10 protein-coding genes are annotated in these 12,869 nt (G+C 42.7%); 2 read left to right on the top strand and 8 right to left on the bottom strand.

What is annotated here, in order from left to right; translation table 11 throughout:
• Positions 1-147: 147 nt before the first annotated feature.
• From HWQ42_RS07235 to HWQ42_RS07200, 8 genes are all read right to left on the bottom strand, one after another.
• Positions 148-1,530 carry a PrsW family glutamic-type intramembrane protease gene (locus tag HWQ42_RS07235; protein WP_292737458.1) on the bottom strand — a complete coding sequence of 461 codons (1,383 nt, stop codon included), beginning with the start codon at positions 1,528-1,530 and terminating at the stop codon, positions 148-150.
• A 123-nt stretch (positions 1,531-1,653) separates the two neighbouring features.
• Positions 1,654-1,779, bottom strand: coding sequence for a hypothetical protein (locus HWQ42_RS07230; RefSeq protein ID WP_292810567.1), 126 nt, complete (start codon positions 1,777-1,779; stop codon positions 1,654-1,656).
• 187 nt (positions 1,780-1,966) lie between these two features.
• Positions 1,967-2,569 carry a DJ-1/PfpI family protein gene (locus tag HWQ42_RS07225; protein ID WP_292810565.1) on the bottom strand — a complete coding sequence of 201 codons (603 nt, stop codon included), beginning with the start codon at positions 2,567-2,569 and terminating at the stop codon, positions 1,967-1,969.
• 329 nt (positions 2,570-2,898) lie between these two features.
• Entirely contained in the window at positions 2,899-3,351 is a 453-nt protein-coding gene (locus HWQ42_RS07220) for a nitrate reductase associated protein (RefSeq protein ID WP_292810563.1), read from the bottom strand.
• A 352-nt stretch (positions 3,352-3,703) separates the two neighbouring features.
• On the bottom strand, positions 3,704-4,162 hold the full coding sequence (locus HWQ42_RS07215; RefSeq protein WP_292810561.1) for a phosphate-starvation-inducible PsiE family protein: 459 nt from the start codon (positions 4,160-4,162) through the stop codon (positions 3,704-3,706).
• A 289-nt stretch (positions 4,163-4,451) separates the two neighbouring features.
• Positions 4,452-6,647, bottom strand: coding sequence for a molybdopterin oxidoreductase family protein (locus HWQ42_RS07210; protein ID WP_292810663.1), 2,196 nt, complete (start codon positions 6,645-6,647; stop codon positions 4,452-4,454).
• Between the two features lie 249 nt (positions 6,648-6,896).
• Positions 6,897-8,399, bottom strand: a complete 1,503-nt coding sequence (locus tag HWQ42_RS07205) for a NarK family nitrate/nitrite MFS transporter (RefSeq protein ID WP_292810559.1) — start codon at positions 8,397-8,399, stop codon at positions 6,897-6,899.
• Between the two features lie 328 nt (positions 8,400-8,727).
• A complete protein-coding gene (locus tag HWQ42_RS07200; protein ID WP_292810556.1) occupies positions 8,728-10,332 on the bottom strand; it encodes a ferredoxin--nitrite reductase in 1,605 nt (534 codons plus the stop codon).
• Between the two features lie 516 nt (positions 10,333-10,848).
• Here HWQ42_RS07200 and HWQ42_RS07195 point away from each other — a divergent pair.
• Both HWQ42_RS07195 and HWQ42_RS07190 read left to right on the top strand, forming a co-directional pair.
• Positions 10,849-11,259, top strand: coding sequence for a ubiquinol-cytochrome c reductase iron-sulfur subunit (locus tag HWQ42_RS07195; RefSeq protein WP_292810554.1), 411 nt, complete (start codon positions 10,849-10,851; stop codon positions 11,257-11,259).
• A 137-nt stretch (positions 11,260-11,396) separates the two neighbouring features.
• On the top strand, positions 11,397-12,698 hold the full coding sequence (locus HWQ42_RS07190; RefSeq protein WP_292810661.1) for a HEAT repeat domain-containing protein: 1,302 nt from the start codon (positions 11,397-11,399) through the stop codon (positions 12,696-12,698).
• The last annotated feature ends 171 nt before the right edge of the window (positions 12,699-12,869 follow it).

Below are 12,869 nucleotides of genomic sequence, written 5' to 3'. Positions count from 1 at the left end.
CAAACTAGACCATCTATCTCAAGACATAAATATTTAACCATTGGGCATTGGTTGTTCTCTCTCATCTCCCCTGTCTTTTTCTTATCTACAAGACGCTGCGCTAGCTTACTTGCCTGTAAGGTTATAATTTTGAATTGATTTCATCTCCTATTTTGGGCCCAGAAATCGGGTAGCAAAATTTTGCGATCGCGTCGGTGACAGCGCCCGTGCCTTGAGAATTGCCGCCATCAAAAAGGCGTAAGATAATACTCCAACAACTACCAACAGCAAGGCATTGATTGACCCTGTAGCATTCCAGAGAGCGTGGAGCGCAGAGGCGCTCAGATAACCAATAGACAGAATTTGCCAACTTCTACTAGGTTTGAGGACAGCCAACCCGATAAAATAACCCAAGTAGCCACTATAAGCCATGTGTCCGGCTACAGAGCCTAAAATTCGCGGAATTAGCAGTTGTAAACCTGCCAGTTGACCAGCAGCCCCTATACCCACCTGTTGTGTGACATTTTGAGTGATATCAGGCACATACTGACCGAGGGTTTCCAAGAGAGTGAACCCGACAGCAGAAGCCGTTCCCAGGAGAATACCATCTAGAGGTTCCCAAATACCGATGCGTTCTCGCCAAGGTGAAGACAACATTCTACCGATGGCAAAAGCCCCTAATACAGGTAATGCTTTGAGTAATTCTTCCATCAACCCAGCGCCAAAAAACATCCGCACCAGCAACTCTGTGAAGGTGATAGATTCTTGGGGTGTGGGCAAGCTTCCAGGCAGGATGCCGCGAAATACGAAAATAAATAGATCCAACAGCGGACTGAGCAAAATCAGGATTGTACCCAATGACGTAGCCATTAGCACCCACCAAGGCTTCTGTTTCCCGCAAAGTTGGTAAACAAAATAGTAGGCAGCAAAAGCAATATAACTTGCTACGATCACTTGATTAGCTTGGGGCCGACCAACTGTAGCGAACATCAGCACCACAAAAATTACGGTCAGTATTCCCGGTACAAGGTAAGCTTTACTAGTTAAATCTTTACCAGTGGAAATAATCGGAAAAAGCTGGGTGAAGCTAACAGAATCTGGCTGCTTTAATTGCGTGTGGTTGTGGTAGTTCGTCGCCGAAGGCAGTGGTGTAACTTGGTTTACTGTCGTCGCCGGAGTCAGTGAGGTATACTCGTATTCAAAAATGTATTGCGGCCCATCAGCACCTAGAGAAATGCGATCGCCTGGGTGCAATTCCTGACATTCATATAAGCGTTGTCCATTCAAATAAGTGCCATTAGCACTATTCAAGTCACAAAGCACCCAGCTAAATTTGCTATCTGGGGATAGAGAGAGGGGACGAACCACTGCATGACGACGAGATACCATTCGGTACATCATGGCATCCAAGACAACTTGGCAGCTGGGGTCGCGTCCAATTACCATCTCTTTACTGGGGGGCAGCGAGTAGCGAGATTCTGCTCCCAAAGCTGCCCCATTACCAGACACTAGCCGCAGAAATGCATTATGTCTTGCGTTTTTGCCTGTCATCGAGTTAGAGTGCTTTTCTAAACTAATTCTTCACATAATTTGGCAGCAGGACTAACCTTAGCCACATTAGCAGCAGCATTGCTAAATCCACTATAGCTTCACTTACTGCTAAGAAATTTAAAATTATTGATGCAAAATTTCAAATTGTTTCACCTCATGTAAAGAAGTATTCCATCTGCTGAGAGTTTGTCCTAAAACTGGCTTGTTACGCGGATAAATCAGATTGTCTCGATGCTGTACTTTTGACATCGTAGCTGCAAATTAAAGCTACTGCAATTTATTAAAAAATAGTATTTTTTACTGCATTTAGTTCCATTTCAAAAATATATAATTTTCAGTCGTCTGTTGTCAGTTGTTTTTGCCAAAGCTCTTTTAGAGTAGGGAGTAGGGGAAGAAACTGTTATGAAATGAACCAAAATATTTCCGGTATCTTGTCTCAAACAACTGTAGTCAGTTCTGGGTGTTCAATCTTAGTTCCAAGTACTTTGAGGAATTCTGCTAGCCAATGTGGGTGAGCAGGCCAAGCTGGTGCTGTCACCAAGTTACCATCAACTATTGCCCGATCAACAGGGATATTAACATAGATTCCTCCAGCACTCTTGATATCTGGGCTACAAGCAGGATAGCCAGTACATCTTTTGCCTTGCAGTACATCAGCAGCAGCTAATACCTGCAAGCCGTGGCAGATGGCAGCAATCGGTTTATTCGCTTGGGCAAAGTGACGGGTTATTTCTAGTACCTGCTGATTGAGGCGGATATATTCTGGTGCGCGTCCTCCAGGAATGATTAAGGCATCGTAGTTTGTGGCTTCTACTTCTGCAAACGTTGCATTTAAAGTAAAATTGTGTCCGGGTTTTTCGCTGTAAGTCTGATCTCCTTCAAAGTCATGAACTGCTGTCCGTACCTTATCGCCAGCTTTTTTGTCGGGGCAAACTGCGTCGACAGTGTGTCCCACCATTTGTAATGCCTGGAAAGGAACCATCACTTCATAGTCTTCTACATAGTCGCCAACGAGCATCAAAAGTTTTTTTGCAGCCATATAATTTGTTACCCTCATCTTTCTATTCAATAGTTATTTATAGCGGTTCCCCGGTGCATGAAGTACATATTGAAACCCTTGTGGGAACTCACAAAGAGGAGAGATAAAGCACAGCTTTATCCGGGTGAGGTATGTTTAACCCCACTCTTATTAGGAAACGCTATATAAAGTAAATATTAATTTAGAGTCAGCTATTTTATTCGTTAGCATCTACATGAATTTTTGATACATTACAACACAGCTAGTGTTGTAATGTATCATTTGAGAGCGGCAAGTTAACAAAGTGTAATGCACCCTACAGATTTTTTCTGTTAACGACTATTGTCTAATTAAAGCAGATGAAATTCTGCGATCGCTCTTTTAAAGTTTTTGTTTTCATGTCCTGGCTGGCTGAGTTTAATCAAAGCAAAACGCTGTAAAGGTGTTAAAGCTGACCAATTTTGCTGTGTCAAGGTTACACCTATTTCTTGAGCTTTTTCCTGAAGGCTAGCTGGTACAGTGGCAGAGTCTAGCCATGCAGGATGAGGCTCGATGGGCAATTTTGTAGCTGGTACACCTGTGCGTTGTATGATTAATTGCTCGATATGCTCGCGGTAAGACTGAATTTCCGTTTCTGTAGTGCAAGGTAATTCGACTAAAGCTTGCCGTTCATCTGTCGTCATTTGATTCCAGTCAGGCAATTTTAGCTTGATGCCACAGATATCTAATTTACAACGCACCTGCATGGGGATGCAGCGCAGAGAATCAACAAAGTCTGCTTCAAATTGAAAAAAATCTGTCATAAGAAAGTATTTAAAATTAGCTGATTATAGCGGTTCTCGACAAGCGTGAAGTCGAATTTTGACCTCTCTCCAAACCTCTCTCCTAAAAGGCTACGGTGTACACACAAGTCTTTTTCACCCCCTCTAACTCCCCCTTGCAAAGGGGGAGAACCGGATATTTCCCCCCTTTGCAAGGGGGGATTAAGGGGGGTAAATCCAGGATTCGGGCTTCATTACCAAGATGTGTGTACACCGTAGCTCCTAAAAGGAGAGAGGCTTTGAATTGTTCCCCCTTCCCACGACGATTTGGGGGTTAGGGGGTTAGGTCTATTTGCATACCTGTACCTCACCGGATTGAAAATGTCCCCTTTAATTAACTTGCATCTTTGGAATTACTGAGACGAATTATCAAATAACTAATTGATAAGGCAAGAATAGCTACACCTAAACCAATTATATCAAGACCTCCAATTTTTTCTAAGTCAAGAATAATAATTTTTCTGGCAACAGCAATCAAAGAAGTGACAATAACTAATTCAACTTGAAAAACGTGTCTTCGTAAATAGGCTGTAATATTTTCTAAAATTTCTAAAGCAATTAAAATATTTAAAAATAAACCGAAAACCTTATACAGGGTTGTGTTAAACTTCCCATAGGGTATTGTAAATAATTCTTTAAAAATAAAGACTCCTAAATCTGCGATCGCTACCAAAATTACGATCACCATAAAAATAGATAGAACTTTAGAAACTAGCACTTCTATGTTTTCAATGATGTGCATGAAGTTCTCATCTTTGGTAGCTCCTAGAATTCGCCTCACTAGTTTTTTCATCTGCTGCACCCGATTCTAAAATAAAAGAAAATCCTATAGATAAATCTAGAGGATTAAAGTAATTCGTAATTCGTAATTCAGTTTTGCAACTCTTAGACATATCAAAAAACTTACCATTTCCGTTTGTCAAACCTCTTGTTACAAGAGATTGTGACCCCTTAGATATAGTAATTGGTAACAGCCAACATTAGAGAGTTATAAAAAATGATAATAACTATTGACTATTGATTATTGACGAAATTACTTATTAGTGATTATAAATTACCACTTTCGAGCTACACTTTGCAGCTTACCATTGTGAGGACTGGAGTTGATGATTTTTGATGGGAACTTCTACCGAAATTGGTATCAACTGCACAGCACAGGCTTTTAATTCTGGTTGCAGCGAATCAGGGCAAGATTCTGGATGGGTGAGGGCATTGGCTTCGGCATTATCTGCCCATAGCGAACCCCAGTGCATGGGGACAAAAACTGTACCAGGTGCGATCGCTTTTGTTACTTTAGCAGGAAACTTGGCTTTACCCCGACGCGATCGCACTTCTACATCCATGTTATCGATAATACCTAGCCGAGCAGCATCACGGGGATGAATTTCGATAAACGGTTCGGGATGCATTTTGCAAATTTTTTCAATTCGACCAGTGCGTGTCTGCGTATGCCAGTGTCCGTAAAGTCGTCCATTAGTTAGTACAAAAGGATAATCTGGGTCTGGTGGTTCTGCCAATCCCTTGGAGTAATATGCCCCAAATCGAGCGCGTCCATCAGGGGTGTGGAAGCGGAGATTGGTGTAAAGGCGTTTGTTAGAGACGCGATTAATCGCGTCTCTACTTTCGTCTGGATGAGGCCATTGAGTTGGGCCTTCTGCTTGTAATTGCGCGTGGCTAATACCTGTCATCTCACAGGGGCGATTTTTAGTTAGTTTGACAAACTCAGCGTAAACTTCAGCAGAGTTAGCAAAGGCAAATTCTTTCTCAAAACCTAGTCTACGTCCAACTTCGGCAAAAATTTCCCAATCTGCTTTAGCTTCTCTTAGCGGTTGGCGAAATCCTGAACACAGAGTTACCACGCGTTCAGAATTTGTCATCACGCCAGTTTTTTCACCCCATTGGGCTGCTGGTAATAGAACGTGAGCGTAGGCAGAGGTTTCTGTGGGATAATAAGCGTCTTGGTAAATAGTGAAAGGCGATCGCAACAACGCTTTTTTAGTCCGCTCTAAATCTGGCATACTTACAGCTGGGTTGGTAGCCGCAATCCACAGTAACTCTACAGCGCCATTTTCCAAGCCAGTAATCATATCCCAAGCAGTTAAACCGGGATTGGGTGAAATTTGTCCTGGTTTGAGTCCCCAAAACTCCTCAACTTCTGTGCGGTGCTGAGGATTTTTCACCGTTCGATAACCTGGTAATAAATGCGCCAAACCTCCGGCTTCCCGTCCTCCCATCGCGTTCGGCTGACCAGTGAGGGAAAAAGGGCCAGCCCCAGGTTTGCCAACTTGTCCAGTCATCAAGTGCAGGTTAATAATCGTTCTAACCTTAGCCGTTCCTTCTGAGGATTGATTCACACCCATTGACCACAAAGATAATACTCGCTCAGATTTACCCCAGTAGCGAGCTGCTGTTTCTAAATCTTCAATGCTGATTCCACATTGACGAGCTACCACTTCTGGCGGATAATGGCGAATTACCTCAGCATAAGCCGGAAAGTTGATGGTGCAGTCGTCCATGAACATCGTATCAATGTAGTTCCAGCGCATCAACAAGTGGGCGATGCCGTTCATTAAGTCGATATCTGTACCGGGACGAATGGCTAAATGCAAATCAGCGGCTTCTGCGGTTGGTGTGCGCCGGGGATCGACCACTATCATTTTGACTTTGCGGTTCTTTTTGTGATATTTTTCTAGCCGATTGAAAACGATGGGATGACATTCAGCCGTATTAGTACCAATTAAAAATGCACAGTCGGTTAATTCCAAGTCATCGTAACAGCATGGAGGCCCATCTGAGCCAAAGCTTTGAATGTAGCCAGCCACAGCACTAGACATACATAAGCGAGAGTTGGCATCAAAATTATTAGTACCCAGACAGCCTTTCATGAGTTTCTGGGCGATGTAATAATCCTCAGTTTGAAACTGACCGGAACCATACATACATAAGGCTTCTGGCCCTTGGGTGAAGCGTACAGTTTGAATGCGTTTGGTGATGAGATTAAAAGCTTCATCCCAACCAACGCGGCGAAACTCTTGATCTAAGGAGTCTCGCACCATTGGGTAATGTAATCTATTTTTATCTAAAGATTCTGCGATCGTTGCGCCTTTGACGCAAACCATCCCCTGACTGGATGGATGGGTTTTGTCTCCCCGCACTCGCCAAGTTGGATTTCCTTGGCTATCTCGATTAGTTGCTTTGCCAAGTTGGGCTGGAGGTGAAACTTCTAGTCCACAGCCAACACCACAGTAGGGACAGAGAGTTTTGGTAAATTCACTCATGGCAGTTGTACTTGTTATTTTGATTTCTGCAACCTCAGATATAGCGAAAGTTTGAGAAATTTGTGTGTTACGCAAAAACTCTTTGAAACTCTTATTCCTTTGCGTTCTTGGCGGTTCGTTTTTTTATAATTTTTTTAACGAACCGCAGAGACGCAGAGAGTGCAGAGAGAAAAAAAGGAGATTTTCAGGAATTAGGATTGCTATGGAAGGATGAAGTGTAAAGTTACCTAATTGAGATTTGATAGTTAATTATTCTTCAGTTAAGAAGATAGGGTTTTTCGTTGCAGTTTCTGGTAATTCACCTTCAAATGTAGCTGCAAAGGAACCTTTTGGTTCTTTGAGGAAGAAGGCACACATAAAAGCGCAGACTAGTGCAGCTATACCCATTGTGGAAAATAATGTGGGAGCGTCGGTTAAGCTGAAAATTGTCAGGTAAACTACGCCGCCAAAATTACCGTAAGCTCCGACGTTACCGGCGATTTGTCCAGTGGCTTCTTTTTTAATTAGGGGGACGATGCTGTAAGTTGCACCGCAGCCAGCTTGGGCAAAGTAGGCGGCAAACATTGTCACTGCGATCGCTACCGGAATCGGCCAGCTACTACTAATAAAATGTGCCATCAAATAACTAACACCAATGCCAGCACTGATAATTGTCATTGTCCACTTCCGGGAGTTAAATTTATCAGAAATTAAGCCACCACTGGGACGAGAAATCAAGTTTAAGAACGGATAGGTAGCGGCAATCATCCCAGCGATAACATGCTCTAAAGCAAAGGTTTTTTCAAAGAATGCCGGAAGCATGGAAACGGCTGCCAGTTCGCTACCAAAACTAGTTATGTAAGTGAATTCTAGTAAAGCTACTTGACCAAATTGGAAACGTTCAGATGGAGCATAAGTTTTCTTGCCAATTAGAAGTTCTCGGTTTACCTGCCAAGCTTTGTAACTTTGGTAAGCAAATAATCCTGCTAATAGCAACCAAGTCAGATACATTTGGCTCAAAGTTAGGAAGTGAATATTCTTTTGTTCTAAGCGCCAAGCTAATAAACCTAGAGCAAAAATCAAACCAAAATTCGAGACAATCATTGCCCAGAAGCTTTTAATACTGGTCACTTCTAGAGAACCATTTTTCTTAGGTTTCTTGTAGACTTTACCTGTGGGCGTATCTTGGACGTTGTTATAATAAATCACGCCGTAGATGGCTGTAATGATCCCTGTAAGTGCGATCGCAAACCGCCAGTTAGAAGCACCACCAGCGAAAAAGCTCGTAGAAACTGCAAGTATCGGCAAGGCAAATTCTGCGCCAAAAGCCCCAAAGTTGCCCCAACCGCCATAAATACCTTGAGCAATTCCCATCTCTTTCGGCTCGAACCATTCGGCTACCATGCGGATACCCACAACAAACCCAGAGCCGACAATCCCCATCAACAAGCGACTGATGACTAGTTGATTAAAGTCTTGCGCTAGCGCCGTCGCCAAACAAGGAACAACCGCAAACATTAGCAGCATTGAGTAGGTGATTCTGGGGCCAAAACGATCCAGAAGCATCCCAATAATTAGCCGTGCGGGAATTGTCAGGGCGAGGTTACAGATGCCTAAAGTTTTGATTTGCTCTGGTGCTAAATGTAGTTCTCTGCCAATGGTTGTAGCGAAGGGGGCAAAGTTAAACCAACAAACAAAGGTGAGAAAAAAAGCAAACCAAGTCTGATGTAAGATTCGGTAGCGATCGCTAAATGAAAATAAGTTTTTAAGCATTCCAATCTTTCTAATTGAATAAAATACGGTGAAGAGGTAGCCGAAGATGAGCCTTAAAGGTTGAAGGTTAAGCCTTTAAGGTCGAGGGTTAAGTCTTAAAGTTTGAAGGTTAAGTCTTAAAGGTCGAGGGTTAAGTCTTAAAGTTTGAAGGTTAAGTCTTAAAGGTCGAGGGTTAAGTCTTAAAGTTTGAAGGTTAAGTCTTAAAGGTCGAGGGTTAAGTCTTAAAGTTTGAAGGTTAAGTCTTAAAGGTTGAAGGTTAAGCCTTAAAGTTTGAAGGTTAAGCCTTAAAGTTTGAAGTATGAGTTTTGCCCAATGCCCCCGATAAGTACTAGCAGTTACCAACTAGTAAGGCTTCTTGCTTGAGTTTCGCCCCGAAGTTTTTGATTAGTAAATCTTGCAATAATGGCTGTAAGTCTTCGCAGGGTATGCCTTTGATGGTGCAAGTTCCCAAATGGGCATCTTTACCAACTTTGCCGCCCATATATATGTCAACACCTTCCAAGGTTTTGCCATTTTTGCGAATTTTAGTTCCCATCAAGCCGATGTCTGCAACTTGGGGTTGTCCGCAGGAGTTGGGGCAACCTGTCCAGTGAATTCGCACTGGTTTGGTGAAGGTTAAATCTTCTTCTAAAGCTTTAATCATTGCCAGGGCGCGGTTTTTGGTTTCGATGAGGGCAAAGTTGCAAAATTGTGCGCCTGTGCAAGATACTAGCGATCGCGTCAGCAAACCTGGATCAATAGAAAATCTTTCCAATAAAGGCTCTGTTAAAAATGTTGCTAACCGCGACTCACCAATGTTGGGAATGACGATATTTTGCTCAACTGTAAAACGGATTTCGCCAGTGCCGTAAACTTCTGCCATACGGGCAATTTCAAACATATCTTCGGCATACAACCGACCGACAGGAATGTTTAAGCCTGCGTAATTTAATCCTGCTTGTTTTTGTTTATATACCCCGATGTGGTCGCGTTTTTCCCAGTCGATCTCGTCTTTTGCTGCTGCGGGTAATAATGATTTACCCAAACGGCTTTCAACTTCTGCTCGAAACTTATCTAAACCCCATTCATCGATTAGCCACATCAAGCGCGATTTTTGCCGATTAGCACGCGGGCCATGGTCTCGAAATACTTCCAAAACCGCTCTACATACAGCTACCACATCTTCTGGAGCCACCCAAGCATTCAGAGGAATCGCCGCCTCACAGCGTTTAGCCGAGAAAAATCCACCGACGAGGACGTTAAACCCGAATATTGGTGATTGGGAAAATTCTTGCCCAGTCCCCAATTCCCTGTCCCCAGTCCCTTCCTTAAATGCTGGCACAAAAGCTAAATCGTTAATTTCAGCATGAACCGAATTGTCTCGTCCACTTGCGATCGCAATATTAAACTTCCGTGGTAAGTTGCTAAATTCTGGGTTTCCTTCCCCTTTATTGGTGAGCATATCTTGAATTTGCTGTACCAACTCTCGCGTGTCGTACAACTCATCTGCATCTAACCCCGCCACAGGATCGCCTGTAATATTGCGGACGTTATCCATCCCTGACTGCACAGTGGTTAAACCAACTGCGTGAAATCTATTAAAGATATCTGGTAAATCTTCAATTCTGATCCCCCGTAATTGAATATTTTGTCTGGTAGTAATATCAGCGCAACCATCATCACCGTAACGCTGCACTACTTGGGCCAAAACACGCATCTGGCTGCTGGTAAGAATACCGTTAGGCATCCGCAACCGCATCATAAACTTGCCTGGGGTAACTGGGCGAAAAAACACGCCTACCCATTTGAGTCGATGATCGCGATCTGTTTCGTTCATCGCCTCCCAACCCAAGGCGGCAAATTCCTCTATCTCACTCTTGATGGCAAGTCCATCTTTTTCTGCTTTTAATTTCTCGAACTTATTAAGGCTAGTGGTAGTTGCTGTGTCTGTCATGAGGCTGAATCTCGTTGCAAATTACTGATATGATCGGGAACTGTGGTCGTAATTTCCCAATACCAATCAATCCGTAGTTACATCAGGTGCTGTATCTACGAGGGCTAGGGAATAAAAACTTAATATTTAACTACGGCTGATTATTTTACTCAAGAACATTCCTACGCGAAACTTCAAATCCGTGGTTAGTTAAAGGAAACTTGTGGCCATTTACATCTTGGGAATTTGTCAAGCAGGTTTAGATAATGTTCATGTAACAATTTCGATACTCATAACTTAAGATGAGATTTTTGTTAAAATCGTATAAAATGTTACGTTTTTTGGGAAAATTTCCAAAAAACGCATGAATAGTATGCATTTTTTACATTAGAGTCACCAATGAACCATGTAAAACCCTCAATCAACGGTATTTGAGATGACTGAAGCAATTTTGGATCGCCATAGATTAATCTCAAATCTAAAATCCAAAATTGAGTGGCAGATGTTAGCTAAAACTTAGATATTATTTCAGCAGCTATGAAACGTCGTGACTTTATTAATTGGGTAGGTTTAGGTTTGATTGCGAGTTCTCTACCTGTAGCGATCGCAGCTTGTTCTTCTCAAACAACTCCGGTATCTAAAGATTGGCAAACAGTAGGGACATCGGCAGAATTAGATAAAACAGGTCAATTGCTGGCGAAAGACTCACCTGCTGGGCCTGTGCTGGTAGTCGGCACATCTAAAGCCGGAATAACTGCTGTTAACCCTACCTGTACTCACGCAGGTTGCACTGTAGCATGGAAAGCTGATGCCAAAAAATTCGCTTGTCCCTGTCATGGTTCAGAATATGGAGCTGATGGTAAAGTGCAAAAAGGCCCAGCGACAGATCCACTGAAAACTTATGCCGCCAAAATTGAAGGTAATTCTGTTGTAGTCAAACCAAGCTAATGGAGGCAGGAGACAAAATAGTTCCTCTTTTCCGTTAGTGATACCGGGGCGTTGAGCGAGTTCCCAGTCCTGAGTAAAGAAGTGAGATTCCCCACTCAGCACTCTTAGGGGGCAGAAAATGATAATTAAAGCAAGATATTGTGAGTAACATCAACCAGCTTTTGGTACAAGCCGAGGCAGCACATAATGCTGCTGATTGGTCATCACTAATTCAATATTTACAACAGTTAATTTTAGGTGCAGACTGGGAAGATCCAGAGATAGTTAAAAATCGAGAATATCTCCTGAAATTAACACTTTCAATCTTAGAGATGGGGGATTTTCAGCAACGCTGGGAAATTACTAAAGTGTTGATTCACTTTGGTAATATTGCCATCCCACCTCTCATTGAAATATTAGAAGATGAAGATGCAGAAGAAGAATTGCGGTGGTATGCAGCAAGAACTTTGGGTGAATTTAAACACCCAGAAGTCATCGCGTCAATAGTTGAACTGCTGAAAAATGATGAGGATGAAGAACTCAAAGCGATCGCAGCGACAGCATTGGGACAAATGGGTACTGTTGCTATTGCTTCACTAACTGAACTTCTATTAAATGAAAATACACGATTGTTAGCAGTGCGATCGCTTTGTTGTATTCGGCAGCCAGAAACCATTACACCGCTGTTAAGTGTAGTGCAAGATCCACAACCAGCAATCCGCGCCGCCGCAATTGAAGCCCTCAGCAGTTTTCATGATGAACGCGTACCGCCAGTATTGTTAAAAGCTTTGGATGATACAGCCGCCACAGTAAGGCGTGCAGCAGTGCTTGGTTTAGGTTTTCGCCCCGATTTAGATCAAGCATTAGATTTAATAACGAGACTGCAACCCAAACTTTACGACTTTAACCTTGATGTTTGTTGTGCAGCCGCAGTTACCCTTTCTCGAATTGGTAGTGATGACGCTGCCAAATATTTATTTGATTTGCTGATTTCACCCCAGATACAGATAACACTGCAATTAGAAACCATCCGCGCTTTAAGTTGGATGGGGACGTTATCAAGTTTAGAATATTTGCAAACAGCACTGAATCAAAGCACTTCCGAGACAGTGTGGCAAGAAATTGTCACAGTTTTGGGACGAGTCCAAGAACCGCAGTTAACTACGCCAGCCGCCGAAATCTTACTGCAAATACTGCGATTGCACCATCCAGCGACAGAGATTGCCAGTATCAAAAGTACGATCGCCTTGTCTTTAGGACAGTTAGGCCAAATGCAGGCAATTGAACCATTGATTTCGCTGTTAGGCGATTCTAATGCATCGGTGAGACTACATGCGATCGCAGCACTGAAAAATCTGAATAGGGAAACCACATATCAACAATTGCAGCAGTTAGCGAATAATGACGCAATCACACCAGATTTAAAACAAGGAATAGCGATCGCTTTAGCTGAATGGTAAATTTCAGTGTCAACTTTTAATCGTGTAGGGTGGGGTTCAGTACCTACTGAACCGAGAACCGCTATAACTGACAATAAAAGTATTCCTTAAGTCTAAAGCAAGACACACCTGGAGTATGAAGTTATAAGCTCTCAGGTGAAATAAGATTGTGAAGTATTCTTAATAGAGCCT

Origin of the sequence: Nostoc sp. JL23 (assembly GCF_017115065.1) — a bacterium.
Taxonomy (GTDB): Bacteria; Cyanobacteriota; Cyanobacteriia; order Cyanobacteriales; family Nostocaceae; genus Nostoc; species Nostoc punctiforme_A.
Note: the sequence above shows the minus strand (reverse complement) of the source record. Positions and strands in the feature narration are given on the sequence as shown.